Origin of the sequence: Telluria sp. B2 (genome assembly GCF_051789535.1) — a bacterium.
In the GTDB taxonomy this organism is placed as follows: domain Bacteria; phylum Pseudomonadota; class Gammaproteobacteria; order Burkholderiales; family Burkholderiaceae_D; genus Telluria.
The window spans coordinates 3,317,787-3,338,526 of sequence record NZ_CP196525.1 but is presented as its reverse complement, the minus strand read 5'-3'; the positions used below and the strand labels follow the sequence as shown (position 1 = coordinate 3,338,526).

19 protein-coding genes and 1 tRNA gene are annotated in these 20,740 nt (G+C 64.7%); 13 read left to right on the top strand and 7 right to left on the bottom strand.

The window, feature by feature from the left end; translation table 11 throughout:
- Positions 1-385: 385 nt before the first annotated feature.
- The 4 genes from ACSUZJ_RS14860 (at position 386) to ACSUZJ_RS14845 (ending at position 3,694) form a co-directional block, all read left to right on the top strand.
- Positions 386-2,074: an isovaleryl-CoA dehydrogenase gene (locus ACSUZJ_RS14860; RefSeq protein WP_499409382.1), complete on the top strand. Its 1,689-nt coding sequence runs from the start codon at positions 386-388 to the stop codon at positions 2,072-2,074.
- Between the two features lie 94 nt (positions 2,075-2,168).
- Positions 2,169-2,819, top strand: coding sequence for a uracil phosphoribosyltransferase (upp, locus tag ACSUZJ_RS14855; RefSeq protein ID WP_499416554.1), 651 nt, complete (start codon positions 2,169-2,171; stop codon positions 2,817-2,819).
- 72 nt (positions 2,820-2,891) lie between these two features.
- The gene (locus ACSUZJ_RS14850; RefSeq protein ID WP_499409380.1) at positions 2,892-3,200 is read left to right on the top strand and encodes an Hpt domain-containing protein; all 309 of its coding nucleotides are present in this window, start codon (positions 2,892-2,894) and stop codon (positions 3,198-3,200) included.
- Positions 3,201-3,490: 290 nt separating this feature from the next.
- Positions 3,491-3,694, top strand: coding sequence for a cold-shock protein (locus ACSUZJ_RS14845; RefSeq protein WP_036166698.1), 204 nt, complete (start codon positions 3,491-3,493; stop codon positions 3,692-3,694).
- 103 nt (positions 3,695-3,797) lie between these two features.
- On the opposite strand, the gene ACSUZJ_RS14840 is transcribed toward ACSUZJ_RS14845, so the two are convergent.
- Positions 3,798-4,700, bottom strand: a complete 903-nt coding sequence (locus tag ACSUZJ_RS14840; RefSeq protein WP_499409378.1) for a LysR family transcriptional regulator — start codon at positions 4,698-4,700, stop codon at positions 3,798-3,800.
- 183 nt (positions 4,701-4,883) lie between these two features.
- On the opposite strand from ACSUZJ_RS14840, the gene aceB reads away from it, so the two are divergent.
- Positions 4,884-6,473, top strand: a complete 1,590-nt coding sequence (gene aceB / locus ACSUZJ_RS14835) for a malate synthase A (RefSeq protein WP_499409376.1) — start codon at positions 4,884-4,886, stop codon at positions 6,471-6,473.
- 219 nt (positions 6,474-6,692) lie between these two features.
- Here the strand turns inward: aceB and gloB are convergent, their stop codons facing one another.
- Positions 6,693-7,517 (bottom strand): hydroxyacylglutathione hydrolase, encoded by an 825-nt coding sequence (gene gloB, locus ACSUZJ_RS14830; protein ID WP_499409374.1) that lies wholly within the window; start codon positions 7,515-7,517, stop codon positions 6,693-6,695.
- A gap of 20 nt (positions 7,518-7,537) precedes the next feature.
- Between gloB and ACSUZJ_RS14825 the strand changes: the two genes are divergently transcribed.
- From ACSUZJ_RS14825 to ACSUZJ_RS14810, 4 genes are all read left to right on the top strand, one after another.
- Complete coding sequence (locus tag ACSUZJ_RS14825; protein WP_499409372.1) at positions 7,538-8,311, top strand: class I SAM-dependent methyltransferase; 774 nt, start codon at positions 7,538-7,540, stop codon at positions 8,309-8,311.
- Positions 8,312-8,336: 25 nt separating this feature from the next.
- A complete protein-coding gene (rnhA, locus tag ACSUZJ_RS14820; RefSeq protein ID WP_499409370.1) occupies positions 8,337-8,774 on the top strand; it encodes a ribonuclease HI in 438 nt (145 codons plus the stop codon).
- Between the two features lie 178 nt (positions 8,775-8,952).
- The gene (gene dnaQ, locus ACSUZJ_RS14815) at positions 8,953-9,660 is read left to right on the top strand and encodes a DNA polymerase III subunit epsilon (RefSeq protein WP_499409368.1); all 708 of its coding nucleotides are present in this window, start codon (positions 8,953-8,955) and stop codon (positions 9,658-9,660) included.
- A gap of 39 nt (positions 9,661-9,699) precedes the next feature.
- Positions 9,700-9,774 (top strand) — tRNA-Val (locus tag ACSUZJ_RS14810).
- 89 nt (positions 9,775-9,863) lie between these two features.
- Here ACSUZJ_RS14810 and ACSUZJ_RS14805 read toward each other — a convergent pair.
- The 5 genes from ACSUZJ_RS14805 to ACSUZJ_RS14785 all read right to left on the bottom strand — a co-directional run bounded on the left by ACSUZJ_RS14805 (position 9,864) and on the right by ACSUZJ_RS14785 (position 16,428).
- A complete protein-coding gene (locus ACSUZJ_RS14805; protein ID WP_499409366.1) occupies positions 9,864-10,295 on the bottom strand; it encodes a hypothetical protein in 432 nt (143 codons plus the stop codon).
- A gap of 265 nt (positions 10,296-10,560) precedes the next feature.
- Positions 10,561-12,243: a tannase/feruloyl esterase family alpha/beta hydrolase gene (locus ACSUZJ_RS14800; protein ID WP_499409364.1), complete on the bottom strand. Its 1,683-nt coding sequence runs from the start codon at positions 12,241-12,243 to the stop codon at positions 10,561-10,563.
- Between the two features lie 103 nt (positions 12,244-12,346).
- Entirely contained in the window at positions 12,347-13,669 is a 1,323-nt protein-coding gene (locus tag ACSUZJ_RS14795; RefSeq protein ID WP_499409362.1) for a gallate dioxygenase, read from the bottom strand.
- A gap of 25 nt (positions 13,670-13,694) precedes the next feature.
- Complete coding sequence (locus ACSUZJ_RS14790) at positions 13,695-15,023, bottom strand: MFS transporter (protein ID WP_499409360.1); 1,329 nt, start codon at positions 15,021-15,023, stop codon at positions 13,695-13,697.
- A gap of 175 nt (positions 15,024-15,198) precedes the next feature.
- A complete protein-coding gene (locus ACSUZJ_RS14785) occupies positions 15,199-16,428 on the bottom strand; it encodes a LysR family transcriptional regulator (protein ID WP_499409358.1) in 1,230 nt (409 codons plus the stop codon).
- 148 nt (positions 16,429-16,576) lie between these two features.
- On the opposite strand from ACSUZJ_RS14785, the gene ACSUZJ_RS14780 reads away from it, so the two are divergent.
- From ACSUZJ_RS14780 to ACSUZJ_RS14765, 4 genes are all read left to right on the top strand, one after another.
- On the top strand, positions 16,577-17,686 hold the full coding sequence (locus ACSUZJ_RS14780; protein WP_499409356.1) for a 4-oxalomesaconate tautomerase: 1,110 nt from the start codon (positions 16,577-16,579) through the stop codon (positions 17,684-17,686).
- Between the two features lie 44 nt (positions 17,687-17,730).
- The gene (locus tag ACSUZJ_RS14775) at positions 17,731-18,756 is read left to right on the top strand and encodes an amidohydrolase family protein (RefSeq protein WP_499416552.1); all 1,026 of its coding nucleotides are present in this window, start codon (positions 17,731-17,733) and stop codon (positions 18,754-18,756) included.
- 16 nt (positions 18,757-18,772) lie between these two features.
- Positions 18,773-19,456, top strand: a complete 684-nt coding sequence (gene ligK, locus ACSUZJ_RS14770) for a 4-carboxy-4-hydroxy-2-oxoadipate aldolase/oxaloacetate decarboxylase (RefSeq protein ID WP_499416550.1) — start codon at positions 18,773-18,775, stop codon at positions 19,454-19,456.
- Between the two features lie 62 nt (positions 19,457-19,518).
- Entirely contained in the window at positions 19,519-20,607 is a 1,089-nt protein-coding gene (locus ACSUZJ_RS14765) for a porin (RefSeq protein ID WP_499409354.1), read from the top strand.
- Positions 20,608-20,740: the final 133 nt, after the last annotated feature.

Sequence of the window (20,740 nt, the reverse complement as noted above, 5' to 3'; positions counted from 1 at the left end):
ATCCCAGTAGACGGGGGGAAGCTCATGGCGATGCATGGCAACCGTGGGCAAGGCGCGAGGAGGCCGCGTGGCGAGCCACGCAACGACAAGCAACGCCGGCCACGCTTGCCGGGCGCGTCAGGAGCGACTTCTGGCTACTGGGACAGGATCTAAGAGTGCCTGGCACAGCTCCCGGGCCTCCTGGCGTCCCGTCATGGCAGGGTGCCGTCTGCGAGCTTGCGCCATGCCCCCGAGACCTTGCCGGAACGTCTAGTCGGGCGGCCAGGTGGTTCGCCTGGCGGACATTGTTACCGATCAGCGAGACACCGGGGAAGGACGATCATTTCGAATGATGCTTTATTGCAACATTAAACCTCAGGACGGCCCGCCGGGGCAGGGAGACAGCATGAACCAGTTCGATACGCACGAGGTGTTCAACCAGGCGACGCCGTTTGGCGACGTCAACCTGTTCCGCTGCGATCCTGCCCTGCAGGAAGGGCTGGCGCGCGAGGGCGGCGGCTGGGCTGCCGACGAACTTTCCGCCCTGGGCGAGCGCCTGGGACGCTTCGAGATCCTCGACCTGGCGCGCGTGGCCAACGCCAACGGCCCGCGTCTGCAGAGCTTTGACCGCAGCGGGCGCCGCATCGACGAGATCGAATTCCATCCTGCCTGGCACCAGCTGATGACGCTGATGATCGAGGCCGGGGCCCACGCCAGCCCCTGGGCCGATCCGCGCCCGGGCGCCCAGGTCGCGCGGGCGGCGGCCTACCTGATGTTCGGCCAGGTCGAGAACGGCGCGCAGTGCCCGGTGACCATGACCTACGCCTCGGTGCCGGCGCTGCGCCGCAACGAGCGCATTGCGGCGAAATGGCTGCCGAAGATCCTGTCGCGCGAATACGACCCGCGCTCGCTGCCGGTCGAGCAGAAGCGCGGCGCCCTGGTCGGGATGGGCATGACCGAGAAGCAGGGTGGCACCGACGTGCGCGCCAACACCACGCGCGCCACCGGGATCGCGCCCGGCGAAGCGCGTGCGCGTTTCGGCGAAGAGGGCGAGGGCGCCTGGCAGATCGTCGGCCACAAGTGGTTCTTCTCGGCGCCGCAGTGCGACGCCCACCTGGTGCTGGCCCAGACCGACGACTCAGCTGGCACAGGTGGAAGTGCCGGATTGTCCTGCTTTTTCGTTCCCCGCTACCTGCCCGACGGCAGCCGCAACGCGATCCGCGTGCAGCGCCTGAAGGACAAGCTGGGCAACCGCTCGAACGCCTCGTCCGAGGTGGAGTTCTGCGGCGCGGTCGGCTGGCTGGTCGGCGCCATCGGACGCGGCATCCCGACCATCCTCGAAATGGGCAGCCATACCCGCCTCGATTGCGTGGTCGGCACCGCCGGCATCATGCGCGCCGCCCTGTGCCATGCGCTGCACCACGCGCGCGGACGCGCCGCCTTCGGCCGGCCCCTGGCGCAGCAGCCGCTGATGCAGAACGTGCTGGCCGACCTCGCCATCGAGTCGGAGGCGGCGACCGCCTTTGCGCTGCGCCTGGCGCGCTGCTTCGACCGCCCGGACGACCCGCTGGAAAGCGCGCTCGGGCGCCTGCTCACCCCCGCGGGCAAGTACTGGCTGTGCAAGCGCGGACCGGCCTTCGGCGCCGAGGCGATGGAAGTCATGGGCGGCAACGGCTATGTCGAGGACGGCCCGCTGGCGCGCCTCTACCGCGAATTTCCGGTCAACTCGATCTGGGAGGGTTCCGGCAACGTGATGTGCCTGGACGTGCTGCGCGCGCTGGCCAGGGCGCCGCAGGAAGCGCGCGCGGCGCTGGAAGCGGAACTGATGCCGGCGGCGCAGATGGACGGGCGCTTCGCGGCCTTTGCCGCGCGCCTGGGCGAGGAGCTGGTCAGTGCCGACGAGAGCAGCGTGCGACGCCTGGCCGAGCATCTGGTGATCGCGGTCCAGGGCGCGCTGCTGCTGCGCCACGCGCCGCCTTTCGTGGCCGAGGCATTCGTCGCCTCGCGCATTGCCCAGGACGTCGGCGGCGCCTTCGGACGCCTGCCGGCCGGGCTCGACTTCGAGGCGATCCTGGGCCGGGCACTCCTGGCATAGGCGGAAATTTCCATGCCGGGGCGGGACAAACCGGCCCGCGACTGGGATAATGGCGGGATACGAGCCTCAACCACAGAACATCTACATGTCGATAATGAAACAAGATCCGCGCTTTCCCAGTCTCTACATCCTGAACCACCCGCTGATCCAGCACAAGCTGTCGCACATGCGCGAGCATGACACCTCGACCCGCACCTTCCGCGAGCTGCTCAAGGAGATCACGTTGCTGATGGGCTACGAGATCACGCGCGATCTGCCGCTGACCACGCGTCCGGTCCAGACCCCGCTGGTGACGATCGACGCGCCAGTGATCGCCGGCAAGAAGCTGGCCATCGTGCCGATCCTGCGCGCCGGCATCGGCATGAGCGACGGCCTGCTGGAGCTGGTGCCGTCGGCCCGCGTCGGCCACATCGGCGTGTTCCGCGACCCGCAGACCCACGAGCCGGTCGAATACCTGGTGCGCCTGCCGGACGTCACCGACCGCACCTTCATCCTGTGCGATCCGATGGTTGCAACCGGCAACTCGGCCGTGCACGCGATCGACGTGCTGAAAAAGCGCGGCGTCGCCGACGAGCAGATCCTGTTCCTGGCCCTGGTCGCCGCGCCCGAAGGCGTCAAGGTGGTCCAGGACGCGCACCCGAACGTCAAGCTGTATGTCGCCTCGCTCGACTCGCACCTGGACGACCACGCCTACATCGTGCCGGGCCTGGGTGACGCCGGCGACCGCATCTTCGGTACGAAGTAAGGAATGGCCGGCCCGGTTGACTCCGCCTTTTTTGCGCGGCTTACCAGTGCCAACGAACGGTTTCGCGCCGGCTTGCCTGCCACGCTCGCGCAACTGGCGGCAGCGGGCGACGAGCTCGTTCCCGGGGCCCCGGTGCCGGCCCTGGTGGCCGAGCTGCAGTCGCTGCTGCATACGCTGGCAGGCGCCGCCGTCACCTTCGGCTTTCGCGAGCTGGGGCAGGGCGCGCGCCTGCTGGAGCAGCGCCTGGGCGTGCTGACCGCCTTCGAGACGGTCGGCGAGGACGACTGGAGCGCCTGGCTCGGCGCGCTCGGATGCTTCGTCGAAGCAGGGCTGGCGCCGTCTCCCGGTTATCACAGCTCGGCTTTTTCGATAGTGCCGTAGTCCAAAAGTCTAGCGTCGAGCCGTTTGATCCAGCGCAAACTTCCAGACCTTCGATGTCCTATATTCTTCCTACTGCCGAAACAAAAACACCGGCGTAAAAGTTGGTTTCCGGCATTGTTAAGCGATTCGTTTTTTTTATTTTGCGAAAACCGCGTGACAAGCGTTTTATTCGGTATAATACGGGATCGTTGGGTTCGAGGTAGTAGTGCAGTCTGTCTGTCATTTCTTTCTTGCTTCTTCAAACGATCATAAACGGGCGTAAGCCCACTTAACTGAAATAGGAAATTGTAATGGCAACTGGCATCGTTAAATGGTTCAATGACTCGAAGGGCTTCGGCTTCATCACCCCTGACGAAGGCGGCGAAGATCTGTTCGCTCACTTCTCGGCTATCCAGAGCCAAGGCTTCAAGTCCCTGCAAGAGAACCAGCGCGTCTCCTTCGACGTGACCTCGGGTCCGAAGGGCAAACAAGCATCGAACATCCAGCCGCTGTAATTTCAGCCGCTGTATCACGATGAAAAAATCCTCGGCATGCCGGGGATTTTTTTCGTCTGTCGGTTTTGCGCGCCTGCCCCTGCATGCGCCCCGCAGGCGCCGCTCAGCGCCGCCAGTAGTCCGGTTGGGCGTAGGCGTGGCGCAGGAAGTCGACAAAGGCGCGGATGCGCAAGGGCAGGTGGCGGCGCTGGGCGAACACCGCGTAGATGTCGTTGCCCGGGGCCGCGAAATCGTCCAGCACGGTGACCAGCTCGCCGGATTCGATCTGGGCGCCGACTTCCCACATCGAACGCCAGGCCAGGCCTTTTCCGCCCAGCGCCCACTCATGCAGCACGGTCCCGTCGTTGCACCCCATGTTCCCGGCCACCTTCATGGTCACGGTCTTGCCGCCTTCGCGGAAGGTCCAGCCGCGCTGGCTGCCCTCGCTGCTGATGGCCAGGCAGTTGTGGCGCGCCAGGTCGGCCGGCCGCTGCGGCGTGCCATGGCGCTTCAGGTAGCTGGGCGCGGCCACCACCACCCGGTGATTGTCCGCTAGCTTCACGCCGACCAGGCTCGAATCGCCCAGGCTGGCGATGCGGATCGCGACGTCGACCCCTTCGCCGATGACGTCGACCAGGCGGTCGTTCAGGTTCAGGTTGACGGTGAGCTCGCGGTGTTCGGCCAGGAAGGAAGGAAGCAGGGGCGCGACGTGCTGGCGCCCGAAGCCTGCCGGCGCCGAGACCAGCAGGTGGCCGCGGGCGTTGGCGCTGCGCTCGGAAACCGCGCTCTCGGCTTCCTCGAGTTCGCCGAGGATGCGCTGGCAGTCCTCGAGGAAGGCCGCGCCCTCGTCGGTCAGGGCGAGGCGGCGCGTGGTGCGCTGGAGCAGCTTGACGCCCAGGCGTGCTTCCAGGGCGTCGAGCCGGCGGCCGATCATGGCCGGCGCGATCCCCTCGGCGCGCGCCGCGGCCGACAGGCTGCCGCGCGCCACGACCTCGACGAAGGTGGAGATTTCCCTGAACTTGCCCATATGCTCCCTGCTATCTGTGACAAAAACGCACAGATGATATGAATAAATGTATCGTTTAAGTACTAATATGTGAATATACTTGATGATATGACAAACGCCAAGCTGGCCCCGGTCAACCTGCGCCTGTCGCATCCGGGCCCGCTGCCTGACCGCTCTGCATTTTTCACATCGAGGAGTATTGCAATGACCATCGCCACCCCAACCGGCCTGGAGATTCGTGCCGACATCAAGCCTGGCTACGAACAGATCCTGACCCCGGAAGCCCTGGAACTGGTAGCGAAGCTGACGCGCCAGTTCGAACCGCGCCGCCAGGAACTGCTGGCTGCCCGCGTCGAGCGTGCACGCCGCCTGGACGCGGGTGAGCGTCCGGACTTCCTGCCCGAGACCGCCCACATCCGCAATGGCGATTGGAAGATTGCTCCGATCCCGGCCGCGCTGGAATGCCGCCGCGTCGAGATCACCGGTCCGGTCGAGCGCAAGATGGTCATCAACGCCCTGAACTCGGGCGCGGACAGCTACATGACCGACTTCGAGGATTCGAACACGCCGAACTGGGACAACCAGATCACCGGCCAGATCAACATGCGCGATGCGGTGCGCCGCACGATCTCGCTGGAGCAGAACGGCAAGTCGTACAAGCTCAACGACAAGGTGGCCACCCTGGTCGTGCGTCCGCGCGGCTGGCACCTGGACGAGAAGCACGTGCTGGTCGACGGCAAGCGTATCTCGGGCGGCATCTTCGACTTCGCGCTCTTCATGTTCCACAACGCCAAGGAACAACTGGCGCGCGGCGCCGGCCCCTACTTCTACCTGCCGAAGATGGAGTCGCACCTGGAAGCGCGCCTGTGGAACGACATCTTCATCGCCACCCAGGAAGCGCTCGGCCTGCCGCGCGGCACCATCAAGGCCACCGTGCTGATCGAAACCATCGTGGCCGCCTTCGAGATGGACGAGATCCTGTACGAACTGCGCGAACACAGCGCCGGCCTGAACGCGGGCCGTTGGGATTACATCTTCTCGTGCATCAAGAAGTTCAAGAATGACAAGGACTTCTGCCTGGCCGACCGTCCGAAGGTGACGATGACCGCCCCCTTCATGCGCGCCTATGCACTGCTGCTGCTGAAGACCTGCCACAAGCGCGGCGCGCCGGCGATCGGCGGCATGTCGGCCCTGATCCCGATCAAGACCGATCCGGAGAAGAACGAGATCGCGATGGCCGGCGTGCGCAACGACAAGGCGCGCGATGCGACCGATGGTTACGACGGCGGCTGGGTGGCTCACCCGGGCCTGGTCGAGCCGGCGATGACGGAGTTCAAGAAGGTGCTGGGCGACAAGCCGAACCAGATCGAGAAGCAGCGTCCGGACGTCGAAGTCACGGCCGCCCAGCTGCTCGATTTCAAGCCGGAAGCGCCGATCACGGAAGAGGGCCTGCGCTACAACATCAACGTCGGCATCCACTACCTGGGCGCCTGGCTGGCCGGCAATGGCTGCGTGCCGATCCACAACCTGATGGAAGACGCCGCCACCGCCGAGATCAGCCGTTCCCAGGTCTGGCAGTGGATCCGCTCGCCGAAGGGCGTGCTGGAAGACGGCCGAAAGGTCACCGCCGAGATGGTCCGCGCAATGATTCCGGAAGAACTGGCCAAGGTGAAGGGCGTGGCGCCGAACGGCGACAACCCGAGCTATGCGCGTGCCGCCGAGATCTTCGAAGAAATGTCGACCTCGGAACAGTTCGCGGAATTCCTGACGCTGCCGCTGTACGAGGAAATTTAAAGACCAGTAGGGTGGACGGCTTTGCCGTCCACGCGTTCAGTCCCCGCAAGCGCCGCAGCGCTGTTCGAACGTATTGTAGGGTGGGCGCCCTGTGCCCACCAGTTCAACAGACGTCGGTGAGTCCGGTGGGCACAGGGCGCCCACCCTACGTCTCCATTGCTGTCAGTAGATGAAGCGCCGCTCGGCGGGACAGGCGGTAGCGACGCAAGTCCCGCCAGTTCAGAACACGTTCTTCCACTCCCGCAGCGCCGCAAAGGCCTGCACGGGCGTCGCACCTTCGGCGAGTCTGCCGGCCTTGACGAGCTCAGCGACGATCGCCGGCTCCCGATAACGCAGGAACGGATTGGTGCGCCGCTCCAGGCCGATGCTGCTCGGCACGGTCGGCACATCAACTGCGCGCTTCGCGCCTTCGTCGCGCATGCGCAGCGCCAGTGCTTTATTGCCGGGCTCCACAGCCTGGGCGAAGCGCAGGTTCGACAGCGTGTACTCGTGCGCGCAATACACTTGCGTATCCTCGGGCAGGGCGGCGAGCTTCTCCAGCGAGGCCGCCATCTGCTCGGGCGTGCCCTCGAACAGGCGGCCGCAGCCGCCCGCGAACAGGGTGTCGCCGCAGAACAGCCAGCGCTGGCCGGGCGTGCGCCGCACGTAGGCGATGTGGCCCAGCGTATGCCCCGGCACCTCGAGCACCTCCAGTTCCAGGCCGAGTCCCGGCAAGGTGACGCGGTCGCCCTCGTCCAGCGGATGGGTGACGGCATCGATGCGGTCGTTGCGCGGCCCATGGACCGGCACCGGGAAACGCGCCAGCAGCGCCGGCACGCCGCCCGTGTGGTCAGCATGGTGATGGGTGAGTAGAATGGCGGTAAGGGTCAATCCATGCGTGGCGAGTGCCTCCAGGATGGGGCCGCTGTCGCCCGGATCGACCACGGCCGCGTGCGCGCCGTCGTGGATCAGCCAGAGGTAATTATCCTTGAACGCGGGCACGGTCAGGACACTCAAATCATTGCGGGGCGCGTCGCTCGCGACGCCTGGGAGCGGATTGGTCATGGTTTCAATAGAGGGTAGGCATGGATAGCGCTGCTTCCGAAAAATCCATTATAGCGCTCGACGAATGGCTGCTTTCGCCGGCGGGGGCCTACGTGCGTGCCTTCGAGCAGGCCTGCCTGGACGAGCTGACGGCCGACATCTTCGGCTTCAACGCGGTGCAGATCGGCGTGCCGCAGATCGACGCGCTTGCCGCCAACCGCATGCCCAACAAGTGGCAGGCGGCCACGCGCACCTCGACCGCGGACGAACTCGCGTTCGCCGCGAGCGGCAAGCAGATTGCCGTCGCGCTGGATTTCGCCGATCTGCCCTTCGCCTCGCAGAGCCTGGACCTGGTCGTGCTGCCGCACGTGCTCGAGTTCGCGGCCGAGCCCCACCAGGTCCTGCGCGAGGTCGAGCGCGTGCTGATCCCGGAAGGGCAGGTGATCATCTGCGGCTTCAATCCCGCAAGTCTCTGGGGCATGCGCCAGGGCTTCGGGCGCTTCACCAGCGGCGGCTACCTGCCGGCCGCAGGCGAGTTCATCTCTATGCCGCGCCTGAAAGACTGGTTAAAATTGCTCAATCTTGGCGTCAGCAACAGCCATTTCGGCTGCTACGCACCACCGTTTCGTACCGCCCAGTGGCTGCAGCGCTTCGCCATGATGGAAGGCGCAGGCCAGCGCTGGTGGCCTTACCTTGGCGCCGTCTACGTCGTGCATGCGATCAAGCGGGTCAAGGGCATGCACCTGATCGGGCCGGCGTGGAACAAGAAATCAAGCCGGGCCCGGCAGGCGGTCCCGGCAACCAACAGAGAATGAACGAGAAAGCGGAAAGACAGGCGGCATGACGAAAGTGGAAATTTTTACCGATGGCGCCTGCAAGGGCAATCCCGGCGCCGGCGGTTGGGGTGCCTTGCTCATGGCCGACGGCCACGAGAAGGAAATCTATGGCGGCGAAGCCAATACCACCAACAACCGCATGGAACTGAAGGCGGTGATCGAGGCGCTCAGCGCCCTGAACCGGCCTTGCGAAGTGGTATTGCATACCGACAGCCAGTATGTACAGAAGGGGATCTCGGAGTGGATCCACGGCTGGAAGGCGCGCGGCTGGAAAACCGCGTCGAAGGAGCCGGTCAAGAACGACGACTTGTGGAAGGCGCTCGACCTGGCCCAGCAGCAGCACACCGTCGAATGGCGCTGGGTGCGCGGGCACAACGGCCATCCGGGTAATGAGCGCGCGGACGTGCTGGCCAACAAGGGTGTGGCGCTGGGACGTCGTTGATGGAAGCCCGATAAACCTACTGCGCGTCGGATTGCCGGTCTGCGGTGCTCGCTGTACTAAAGTACAGCTCTGCTCCTCGACCAGCACTCCTTTTTGCTCGCTACGGATTCTCGAGCTTCCATTAGAACAGCCCGCTTGAGATATACTGCCGTCTTGCCTCAACTCATCAGTATTCTCCATGCGCCAGATCGTTCTCGATACCGAAACCACAGGTCTTAATCCCCGCACTGGCGACCGCATCATCGAAATCGGTTGCGTCGAGCTGGTCAACCGTACGCTGACTGGCAACAACTTCCACCGCTACATCAATCCCGAGCGAGACTCCGACGAGGCCGCGCTCGCGGTCCACGGTCTGACGACCGAGTTCCTGAGCGACAAGCCGAAATTCCACGAGATCGTCGAGGAACTGCGCGAGTACGTAAAGGGCGCCGACATCATCATCCACAACGCGCCTTTCGACCTGGGCTTCCTGAACCACGAATTCCAGCGCCTCGGCCTGCCGCCTTTCGTCGACCACTGCGGTGCCATCATCGACACCCTGGTTTTCGCGAAGGAAATGCATCCGGGTAAGCGCAACTCGCTGGATGCGCTCTGCGACCGCTACGGCGTCTCCAACGCCCACCGCAAGCTGCACGGCGCGCTGCTGGACTCGGAGTTGCTGGCCGACGTTTACCTTGCGATGACGCGCGGGCAAAATTCGCTGTCGATGGATGTCGAGCCGGAAGAGACGGGGGCCGGCGTGCTGCTCGACGCCGTGCCGCTGGGCGAGATCATCGTGGTCCAGGCATCGGGCGAGGAGCTGGCCGCGCACGAGGAACTGCTGGCCGGCCTCGACAAGGGCGTCAAGGGCGAATGTGTTTGGAGAAAATATTCGCCGATAGTTTGACGTTGGAGAAAGTTTTTGGCATAATACTCCTCGTTGTCAGGGAGGTTAGCTCAGGGGTAGAGCACTGCATTCACACTGCAGGGGTCGCAAGTTCGAAACTTGCACTTCCCACCAGAATTCAGCTGAGAAATCAGCGGCGTAAAGAGAGCCGGAGCGAAAGCTGCCGGCTCTTTTTTTGCTTGGGTGTTTTTCAGGCTGCTTCTTCAAGCGGAGCGTCCTGGGGCCGGCCCGAACAGCGCAACGATGAGCGGGTCCCGCCAGACGTCGCGTTGAGTCGGCTCGACGGGGCTGCTGTGCTCGCGTGCCACGGCATTCCTGGGCGAAGCTGCTGAACCAGCCTGCCCACGAAGTTCGGCGACAAAGCGCCGCACGATTGCCTGTTGTGGATTGAGGCAGAATCCTCGCTCGTCGGGAGAATCCTGCGCCATCATACGTGGGATGTTAAGGATGATGTGATTGCTCAGTAACTCGTGCAGGTATTGACGCGCGCGGGACCGGGAGCAACGTAGAAGCTCCGCAGCACCGGCATATCCGATATCGCGCGTCTGGAGCTGATCTATCAAATAAAGCAAGCGTTGGACGTTCTGGGCTGACCGCCGCGGTGTGGCGCTCGATTTGTGGATAACGCTCATCATTGTCTCCGTTGGAGCTCCTGATTCCAGAGGCTCACCCTAACGAAATCTCGTGCCTTGACGTATTGCCGCGCGAATCACTAAGCAACGGCGGCACGGAAAGCTTCGGTTGCGCAGTCGCTCACGTACGCACATCCAGCGACCTCGAAAACGATGTCGGAGCTCCCGTCTATGGCGGCCGGGTCAGGGCCGCCATGGAAGCCGCCGACAGGGGAATAGCAGGGGGGCGTCTTCCTGCTGCCGCTTCCTCACGCTGGCGCTCGTGGCGTCAAGGCTGCGCGCAGCTGAAGCTGCCGGCAGAATTCACGTCGCCATGACCCTTGTATTTCGGGTAAGCCGGGTAGACGCATAGCGGGCGGGTGCGGCCGGCGCCCGGTGTGCCGGTATTGCCGTCGAGGGCGACCAGGTCGCGCGGGGCGCGGCCCTGCTCCACCCAGGCCTGCAGCACACCGAGCGAATCCCAGCGGGCGCGGAAGATCCCGTCGCCGTGACCGAAGCCGGGGATCAGGTAGAACCGAACGAAATCATCCACCTTGGCCTGGCCGTTCGCCGCCACCAGCTTCTCGTAGTAGGCGCTCGTATTGTGCGGGGTGATGGAGTCGTCGATGGTTCCATGGGTCATCAGCATCTTGCCACCCCTGCGGCGGAAGCGCTCGAGGTTGGTGCTCGTCGCTTCCGTCCAGCTGGAAACCTGCTGGATGCGCGGCACCCAGGCATTCGCGTCGAAGGCAAGCGCGTCGGTCGTGAAGTCACGGGTGACGATGCCTTTGATGGTGCCGGCCGCCGGCAGCAGCTGGAAGGCCGAACCATTCACCGGGTCGAACGGGACGACGGGCGGGTTCTGGGCGGTATTCGTGCGGCCAAGGTGGTTGTTCAGGAAGGTCGCGCCTTCCAGGATGGGCCAGTGCGGATAGCTGCGCGAGCCGCTGGCAAAGGCGAAATCGAACTGGACCGGCGAATCGATTTTCGCCACGGCGCCGATCTGGGCGTCGGACAGGCAGCTGTTCCCGGTATCCAGCCCGTCCTTGCAGCGCAACGTGGCTTTCACGGTATCGATGGTAAAGGCGGCGTTGCAGGCTCTGACATTGCCGATGATGCCGTCGACCGCGCCGTCGAGCTTGTCGCAGGTGTCGGCCACGGCCTTGACCAGCGTCGCCACCTTGCCTGGGTTCATCCACGCCACGCTCGGCACGCCGGACTGCCTGCCGTAGATCGCCTGCGCCTGGGCCTGCGAGCCGAGGTGCATGTTGATGATGTTGTAGGCCGGGTATTGCGCAATCACCCCGTCATAATCTTCCGGATAGCGTTGGGCCGCGTCGAAGGCCTCGTGGCCGCCTTGCGAACCGCCGGCGAAGTAGACGTAGCGCGGCTTTTTGCGATAGTAGGCCTTGATCACGGCCTGGGCCGTATCCAGCGTCTTCTTGACCTGCAGCTGGCCGAAGTTGAGCAGCTGTTCCTGGTTCAGCGCGAAACGGGTGTCAAAAGGGGGATCGTTGTCGGCGTTATGGCCCGAATCGCTGCCCAGGGTGACGAAACCCTTCGCCAGCGCCGTCGGGTCGGTGGCAGGTTGCGCCACGTAGCTGCCAAGGCCGGTCACGACCGTACCGTCGGTGCCGCCCCCGCCCATCTGCAGCACACGCTCGTTCCAGCGCGTGGGCAGGTTGAGCTGGAACCGGATCGGGGCGGCATTCGGGTCGACCGAATGGATGACGCCGGTGACCTTGCAGTAGTCGCGTCTTGCGCCGGCAGTATCGATGTCGACGGTAGGGATGGCTTCGTTCACGGTGGCGCCGCGGGTCGGCAGATCGATGCGCGAAGCCGGGATCGCCATGCCGGCGAGGCTGGCGCACGAAGGGGTGTTCTTCAGGCTGAGGGGCTGGGCCGCAGCGGCGCTGCCGCACAGGGTCGCGATGGCGAGGGCGGTGGCGCCACGTTGGAACGGTCGTTGCATGCTTCGTCTCCTATGGTTGGTCATTGGGCATGGCAGCCCCGGCGGCCCTCTTCTGGCGGAGGGCTCCCCGGGGTACAACGATGGTGAGGCAGGTGCGGCGGGATCAGGTTTTCTGCTGGTTCCAGTCGGTGGCGGCCGAGGCCGCGGCGCCGGCGACCGAATACAGGGCTTTCGTGTTGCGCGTTTTCTGGAAGTCTTCCAGCGACTGGCCACGCATCGCGGCATAGATATGCAGGTTCGATACGCCGACGACGGCGCCGAGTTTCTCCAGCAGGAAGAAGATGACGCCGTAGCGGATCATGGCCTGCCAGTCGCGCCGCGCGATCATGTCGCGTTCCTCGGGCAGCAGGCCGGCCTCGTCGTAGGTCGCCTCGGGATCGGCCAGGAAGCGTTCGCGGAAGGCAGGCTGGATCAACTGGTGCAGGTACTTGTTGATACGGTAGCCGTCGACACTGCGCTGCAGCGTGAACGGATAAGTGCCCTCGAGCTCCTCCGCGCCCCTGGTCTGGTGCGCGATATGCTGGCGGTGCAATTCGTTCGCGGTGGCATTGAAGGCGGGATCGACCGCCACCTCGCTTTCGTACAGCGCGACCGCGATGCCCGTCATCGAAGGGAGGTAGTACTCACGGTGCAGGCACTTGATCCTGGCCGGCATGGCGCCGCGCATCACCATCCACATGATGATTTCGGCGCTTTCCCAGCCGCCAAGACGGGCGAGGTCGGCCTGGGTCATGTTCAGGACGACTTCCGGGTCCTTTTCGAACAGGTCCAGGAACTGCTGGTCCCACGTCGTGTTATTGAAGCCGCAGCGCTCGCCGTGGACCTGGTGCGACAGGCCGCCGGTCGCGACGATGGCCACGTTCAGGTCTTCCGGATAGCTCTCGATCGCGCGACGCAGGCCCTGGCCCAGCTTGAAGCAGCGGCGCGCCGACGGCACCGGGAACTGCAACACGCCGCACTGCAGCGGCACGATCGCGCCCGGCCAGTGTCCCTGACCCTCGGGAACGTCTTTCTGGTGTGGCCACATGATCGACAGCGGCGAGAAGCAGCCATGGTCGAGCGGCTTGTCCTGGAAGAAGGACATGTCGAACTCGTCGGCCATCAGGGACTGGCCGATATGGCGTGCCAGCGCCGCATGGCCACCCACCGGCGGCAGGTCGCGCGCGCCGCCGCCCTCGTCGGCGACGCGATACTGCTCTCCGATACCCAGGGCAAACGCCGAGTAATGGTCGAAGAAGAAGGACGTCACGTGATCGTTGTAGATCATCAGCAGGACGTCTGGCTTCTTCTCCACCAGCCACTGTTTTACCGGCTCGAACGCTGCGAAGATCGGCGCCCAGACGGCGTCGTTCTGCTTGTTGGCGTCCATCGCGAAGCCGATGGTCGGGGTGTGGGATGAAGCAATCGCGCCAATAATTTTTGCCATGATAATTCCTTGGATTCCAGTGTGTTTAGGCCGCAGCGAGCTTGCGTGGCGCGAGCCTGGTGAAGACGATCGAGAGCGCGGCAATCGTGGCAGGGATGGCAAGGATCGCGATCACTGCACTGAAGCCCCAACCCATCGACAGCATCACGCCGCCGGCGAACGAGCCGAAAATGCTGCCGAAGCGGCCCATGCCCTGCATCCAGCTCACGCCGGTAGCGCGCACTGCGGTCGGGTAGCAGGATGGGGCGAAGGCGTTCAGTCCCGTCTGGGCGCCGCTCATGCAGAAGCCCGCCAGGAGCACGAAGGCGGCAAACATCGACGATTCGACCGAGCCGGAGGCGAGCAACAGGATGAAGGCGGCGCCACCGATATAAGCGAAAGCGATCACTTTGTTCGGGGTCCAGCGGTCCATCAGGTAGCCGACCACCAGGGCGCCGACGGTGCCGCCGAGCTGGAACAGGGCGGTAAGATTCGCAGCGCGTTCGATCGGCAGGCCAGCGTCCTTGATCAGCGTGGGCAGCCAGCCGCTGAGCAGGTAGATCACCATCAGGCCCATGAAATAGGTCGCCCACAGCGACAAGGTGATCTTCCGGTAATCCGGCGACAGCAACGCCCTGGTCGGTGCGCCCTGCACGGTCTGTTCGCTGATCGTAAACCTGGTGGCAGCGGGGACGTCGGAGCCGACGACGCGTCGAAGCGTGCGCGCAATGCGTTCCGATGGATATTTGCGCACGACCAGGAAGCGGACCGACTCGGGCACCAGCCAGAGGTAGAAGGGCAAGCAGACCAGCGGGATCAGACCGCCGGCAAGGAGGACATTGCGCCACCCGTAATCAGGCAGGATCGCGGCCGCGCCGAAGCCGACCAGTGCCGAGCCGAGATTGAAGCCCGTGAACATGACGGCGAGCAGGGTGCCCCGCGACTTCTCCGGAATGTACTCCGATAACAGCGTGGTCGTGTTGGGCATCGCCGCGCCCAGGCCAAGGCCGGTCAGGAAGCGCAGCAGCGACAGCGTGACCACGTCGTTTGCGAGCGAACACAGGATGCTGAAGGTACCGAACCAGGCGACCGCGCCCATCAGGAGCTTCTTGCGGCCATAGCGGTCCGACAGCGGACCAATGAGCAGGGCGCCGATCGCCAGGCCGATGGGAGCCGCGCTCATGACCACGCCGAACGCGGCGCGCGAGATGCCCCATTCCTTGGTGATCGCTGGGGCCAGGAAGCCCATGATGGCGACGTCGATGCCGTCGGTGGTGATGATGAGGAAGCAGAGCACCAGCAAGAGCCACTGGTAGCCGCTCATCGGGCGGCTGTTGATGTGCGCCCGCACATCAAGGGTGTGTACTGTATTCATTAAGTCTCCTATGCGAACATGGGCCAGGCGTTCCACGCCGGTGATGTGTTCATGTTGCCGAACCAGCAGCGTGGAACTGAATAACCCTTATGTCTTTCTGTGATACCGCATTCGGAGTATAGGTTTTTACTCTCCCTCAGGTATTGCTTTCGGGTTGCGCAGCGTTGCTATCTGCTTATCGAGGTGTTGGTGCCAGAGTAGTTGCCCAGCGCGCACTGATGGTTTCCATTTCATCGAGCAGGACACGGGCGCCGGGCGCCAGGTGCGCGCCCTTGCGCGTCATGATGCCAATCGATCGTTCAAGTCCAGGCATGTCGAAAGGCAGAACCGCCAGCTGGGACGTCGCTACCTCGTAATGCAGCTGGTGGGCGGACAGGACGGTCAGCATGTCGCTCGAGATCAGGAGACCGCGCAGCAGGGCCAGGTCGCCGGTCTCCACGGCAGGCTGCGGAGGCGCCACGCCATGCTTGTGAAAGAACTGCCCGAGCGACTCGCGCAAGGGCGCGCCCGGACGCGACAGAACCCAGGGATAGCCTTGCAGGTCGGCCATGCACAGCTTCTCCTTATTGGCGAGCGGATGTCCGGCGCGCGCCACCAGGGCCGGCCTGTCCTCGAACAGGGCGCGCGCGCTGAAGGCTTCGCCGGGGGCGTTGCGCAGCGCGCCGACGATGAAATCGATGCGCCCGCTCAGCAGTCCGGCGGTGAGTTCGCCGTAGGGGCTTTCCAGGGAACTCACATGCAGGCGAGGGTGGCGCTGCAGCACCGAGGTGATGGCCAGCGGCAGCAGCTGCGCGCGCGCCAGAGGCAGTGCGCCGATCGTTACCGTGCCCTCGACCACCCCGGCCAGTGCGGCGACATCTTCCGGAATGTGGCGCAATTCGGCCAGCGCGCGTTCGAAGCGCTCGATCCACTTGCGGCCGGCATCGGTCGGGAGCATGCCGTGCGCGGTGCGCAGGAACAGGGGCTGGCCGAGCATGTCTTCCAGCCGCGAGATGGCCTGGCTCACTGCCGCCTGCGAAGTGCCCATCGTGTGGGCGACGGTCGGCATGTGGTGCACCTCCGCCAGAAGGGCCGCGGCCTGCAGGCGGCGCTCGTTGAGAAGCGCTTCGATGCCGCCGACCTTGCGGCCGTGCTTGTCCTGGGCGCGCAGGGCGTCGTCGCGAACCGCCTGGAACTCGGCATCGATGCGGTCGGCGCGCAGCCGCACCACTTCGCCGGCAGCGGTCAATAACATTCCGCTGCCTTTGCGCTCGAACAGCTGGACCTGGAGCTGTTCCTCCAGCGTCGCAACCGACCGCGTCACGGCGGACGAGGCGCGGAACAGGGACAGGGAGGAGCGGCGGATGCCGCCGGTGGCGGCGACGACACGGAAAGCGTGCAGGTGTCGCAGGCTGATCTGGCTCATGGTGGGAAGAAAGACTAATAATAAGCAAATTAGAACATTCCATTGCCCACAAAGCAACCACGCGCAGCGCGACAGCCGGGATACTTGCCACCATCAAGCGCATTCCGGGGTACATCCCATGTCTCAAGCGTCCATCTCCCAATCCTTCATGCCTGACCAAATCCCATCCGACCTGCGGGCGGTGCCTTGCATCCTGATGCGGGGCGGGACGTCGCGCGGTCCCTTCTTTCTGGAGTCCGACCTGCCGGCCGATCCGGCCGCACGCGATCGCCTGCTGCTGGCCGCGATGGGCTCGCCGGACCGGCGCCAGATCGACGGCCTCGGCGGCGCGCACCCGCTCACCAGCAAGGTCGGCATTGTCCGCCGCAGCACCACCCCGGGCGTCGACCTCGACTTCCTGTTCGCCCAGCTGCAGCCGGACAGGGAGACCGTCGACGTGACGCCCAACTGCGGCAACATGCTCGCCGCGGTGCTGCCGTTCGCACTGGAGCGCGGCCTGCTCCCGCCCGGCGAAGGCACGACCACGGCGCGCATCCTGACGCTGAACACCAACATGCAGTGCGACGTCACCGTTCTGACACCCGGCGGCCGGCTGCAATACCGCGGTGACGCGCGCATCGATGGCGTGCCGGGCAGCGCGGCGCCGATCACGATCAACTTCCTCGATACCGCCGGCTCGGTCTGTCCGTCGCTCTTGCCAAGTGGCCGCGTGCTCGACGATATCCAGGTCGGCGGCCCCGAGCCGTTCACGGTGCAGGCGACCCTGATCGACAACGGCATGCCGATGGTGATCGTGCGGGCCGCGGACTTCGGCGTGACGGGGCATGAAAGTGTCGAGGAACTGAACGGCAACGCTTCCCTGCGTGCCCGCCTCGAAGCGCTGCGCCTGGCTTGCGGGCCACTGATGGGCCTGGGCGATGTCGCCAGCAAAAGCTATCCGAAGATGTGCCTGGTCGCGGCGCCCGCGGCGGGCGGCAACGTGGCCACGCGCTGCTTCATTCCCCACGTCTGCCATGAAGCCATCGGGGTGCTGGCGGCGGTCACGGTGGCCACCGCCTGCGTGCTGGACGGTTCGGTCACGCAGGGCATCGCCCGCTTGCCCGGCGGGCTGCGCAAGACCGTGTCGGTGGAACACCCATCCGGGGAATTCAGCGTCGAGCTCGAGCTCGATGCCCAGGATCCGCAAAAGGTGGTCCGCGCCGCGCTGCTGCGCACCGCCCGTCCCATCATGCGCGGCGAAGTACTCATTCCCGAATAAACATCAACAAGCACGAATCAAGGAGACCACACATGCGCAAGCCACTGATTATCGATTGCCATGGTCACTACACGACGGCGCCCAAGGCGCTCGAGGAATGGCGTAACCGCCAGGTTGCGAACCTGAACACGCCGGAACTGGGGCCGAAGCCGTCGGAACTGCGGATCAGCGACGACGAGCTGCGCGAATCGATCGAAGCGAACCAGCTGCGCCTGATGCGCGAGCGCGGCTCCGACCTGACGATCTTCTCGCCGCGCGCCAGCTTCATGGCCCACCACATCGGCAATGTGGAAACGAGCGCGACCTGGGCCGCGATTTGCAACGAACTCTGTTACCGGGTGTCGCAGCTCTTCCCCGACAACTTCATCGGCGCGGCCATGCTGCCGCAGTCGCCCGGCGTCGACCCGAAGACCTGCATCCCGGAGCTGGAGCGCTGCATCAAGGAATACGGCATGGTCGGCATCAACCTCAATCCCGATCCTTCGGGCGGGCACTGGACCGCGCCGCCGCTGTCCGATCGCTACTGGTATCCGATCTACGAGAAGATGGTCGAATACGGGATCCCGGCGATGGTCCATGTGAGCACCAGCTGCAACCCGTGCTTCCACACCACCGGCGCCCACTACCTGAACGCCGACACCACGGCCTTCATGCAGTGCCTGACGAGCGACCTGTTCAAGGATTTTCCGACCCTGAAGTTCCTGATCCCGCACGGCGGCGGCGCGGTGCCCTATCACTGGGGACGCTTCCGCGGCCTGGCGCAGGAGATGAAGAAGCCGCTGCTGGAAGAGCACCTGCTGAACAACATCTTCTTCGACACCTGCGTCTACCACCAGCCCGGCATCGACCTGCTGACCAAAGTGATCCCGGTGAAGAACGTGCTGTTCGCCTCCGAGATGATCGGCGCCGTGCGCGGCATCGACCCGGAGACCGGCCACTACTACGACGATACGAAACGTTATGTCGAGGCGGCTGCGCTGTCCGACCAGGACCGCTTCCAGATCTTCGAAGGCAATGCGCGCCGCGTCTATCCGCGCCTCGATGCCGCACTCAAGCAGAAAGGACTTTGAAATGAGCACTCCCCTGATGAACCAGCTCGGCATCGTCAAGCGCAATATCGTGCGCGCCGACGCCGCGGCTGCCGAGCACCTGGGCCGCCTCGGCAGCGCCACCGTGCACGAAGCGATGGGCCGCGTCAGACTACTCAAGCCCTACATGCGGCCGATCTATCCGGGCGCTGCCGCAAGCGGCACGGCGGTGACGGTACTGCTGCACCCGGGCGACAACTGGATGATGCACGTTGCGGCGGAGCAGATCCAGCCTGGCGACATCGTCGTCGCGGCGATCACCGCCGAGTGCACCGACGGCTACTTCGGCGACCTGCTGGCCACGAGTTTCATGGCGCGCGGCGCGCGCGGGCTGATCATCGATGCCGGCGTACGCGACGTCCGCATTCTCAAGGAGATGGGTTTCCCGGTCTGGAGCCGCGCCATCAGCGCCAAAGGCACCATCAAGGCGACGCTCGGATCGGTCAACATTCCGGTGATCTGTGCCGGGGCACTCGTGAATCCGGGCGACGTGGTCGTTGCCGACGACGACGGCATCGTCGTCGTACCTGCGGCCGACGCGGCGCGGGTGGCGGCGGCCGCACAAAAACGCGAGGATCTGGAAGGCGAGAAGCGCGCGAAGCTTGCCGCCGGTGTGCTTGGACTCGACATGTACAACATGCGCGGGCCACTCGAACAGGCGGGGTTGAAGTATATCGACTGACATGCCTGCCTGACAGCCAGTTTCTCGTATCTGCACCAACAACAATAAACGATGGAGACAATATGAAGAATACGATGTGCAGCGCCGTTGCGCTGATGTGCGGCCTCGCCGCTTCCGCCGGCCAGGCCCAGACCTCGGTCCAGGTCTACGGGATCGTCGACAGCGGCATTGCCCACCTGACGAACGTGAACAATGCGGGCGACTCGATCACCAAGATCCCTTCGCTGACCAGTTCCTTCCCTTCGCGCATCGGATTCAAGGGCAGCGAGGACCTCGGCGGCGGCCTGCAGGCCTTCTTCGTGCTCGAAAACGGCCTGGCGATGGACACCGGCACCCAGCAGCAGGGCGGCCGCCTGTTCGGCCGGGCCGCCAACGTCGGCCTGAAGGGCGACTGGGGCACGCTGACGCTCGGCCGCCAGCAGAACATGACCTACATCTCGGGCTTGAAGACCGACGTGCTGGGTTCGAACCTGTTTGCCATCGGCAGCATCGATCCCTACCTGCCGAATGCGCGCAGCGACAACGCCATCGGCTACATGGGCAACTTCAGCGGCTTCGTGGTTGGCGCGACCTACAGCTTCGGCCGCGACGCATCCGCCGTCGGCGGCCCGGCCGCCACCAACTGCGCCGGCGAAGTGGCGGGCGACTCCAAGGCCTGCCGCCAGTACACCGCCTTGCTCGGCTACGAAACCAAGGCCTGGGGCCTGAATGCCTCCTATGACCGCCTGTACGGCAATACCGGCGCAGCCGGCGGTCTCACCAGCAGCAACAACACCGACATCCGCACCACCGTCAACGGCTACATGATGATCGGCCCGACCAAGATCGGCGGCGGCGCTATCGACCGCGAAACGAATGCCGCCACCGGCCAGACCGAGTCGCTGCTGTGGTACCTGGGTGTGAGCCATCCGATCAATAACTTCGTGTTCGACCTGCAGGCCGCGGCGCGCAACGCGAAGAATTCGGACGACGACGTGACCATGCTGGTGGCGCGCCTGAACTACGCGCTGTCCAAGCGCACGGTGGTGTACACGGCGATCGGCCGCATGGACAACGACGGCGCCTCGGCGGTGGCGCTGGATGCCGGCGGCACCGTGGGCGTGGGCAGGACCCAGAACGGCGTCATGCTCGGCCTGCGTCATCACTTCTGATCATTGTCCGTACTCTTTGCCTTGCACCGCGACGCCGCGTTCCGGCGCCGCAAGCGGTGCAGGGCGGGGAGGGATTGCTGAATCGTCGCAGAAACAAAATGAAAGCTGGAGACAAGCATGAACAAGGACGACA

Bases quoted from the DNA above. Each gene is read 5' to 3' on its own strand.
- ACSUZJ_RS14860 (WP_499409382.1), top strand. From the start codon at position 386: ATGAACCAGTTCGATACGCACGAGGTGTTCAACCAGGCGACGCCGTTT.
- upp (WP_499416554.1), top strand. From the start codon at position 2,169: ATGAAACAAGATCCGCGCTTTCCCAGTCTCTACATCCTGAACCACCCG.
- ACSUZJ_RS14845 (WP_036166698.1), top strand. From the start codon at position 3,491: ATGGCAACTGGCATCGTTAAATGGTTCAATGACTCGAAGGGCTTCGGC.
- ACSUZJ_RS14840 (WP_499409378.1), bottom strand. From the start codon at position 4,700: ATGGGCAAGTTCAGGGAAATCTCCACCTTCGTCGAGGTCGTGGCGCGC.
- aceB (WP_499409376.1), top strand. From the start codon at position 4,884: ATGACCATCGCCACCCCAACCGGCCTGGAGATTCGTGCCGACATCAAG.
- gloB (WP_499409374.1), bottom strand. From the start codon at position 7,517: ATGACCAATCCGCTCCCAGGCGTCGCGAGCGACGCGCCCCGCAATGAT.
- ACSUZJ_RS14825 (WP_499409372.1), top strand. From the start codon at position 7,538: ATGGATAGCGCTGCTTCCGAAAAATCCATTATAGCGCTCGACGAATGG.
- rnhA (WP_499409370.1), top strand. From the start codon at position 8,337: ATGACGAAAGTGGAAATTTTTACCGATGGCGCCTGCAAGGGCAATCCC.
- dnaQ (WP_499409368.1), top strand. From the start codon at position 8,953: ATGCGCCAGATCGTTCTCGATACCGAAACCACAGGTCTTAATCCCCGC.
- ACSUZJ_RS14805 (WP_499409366.1), bottom strand. From the start codon at position 10,295: ATGATGAGCGTTATCCACAAATCGAGCGCCACACCGCGGCGGTCAGCC.
- ACSUZJ_RS14800 (WP_499409364.1), bottom strand. From the start codon at position 12,243: ATGCAACGACCGTTCCAACGTGGCGCCACCGCCCTCGCCATCGCGACC.
- ACSUZJ_RS14795 (WP_499409362.1), bottom strand. From the start codon at position 13,669: ATGGCAAAAATTATTGGCGCGATTGCTTCATCCCACACCCCGACCATC.
- ACSUZJ_RS14790 (WP_499409360.1), bottom strand. From the start codon at position 15,023: ATGAATACAGTACACACCCTTGATGTGCGGGCGCACATCAACAGCCGC.
- ACSUZJ_RS14785 (WP_499409358.1), bottom strand. From the start codon at position 16,428: ATGAGCCAGATCAGCCTGCGACACCTGCACGCTTTCCGTGTCGTCGCC.
- ACSUZJ_RS14780 (WP_499409356.1), top strand. From the start codon at position 16,577: ATGCCTGACCAAATCCCATCCGACCTGCGGGCGGTGCCTTGCATCCTG.
- ligK (WP_499416550.1), top strand. From the start codon at position 18,773: ATGAACCAGCTCGGCATCGTCAAGCGCAATATCGTGCGCGCCGACGCC.
- ACSUZJ_RS14765 (WP_499409354.1), top strand. From the start codon at position 19,519: ATGAAGAATACGATGTGCAGCGCCGTTGCGCTGATGTGCGGCCTCGCC.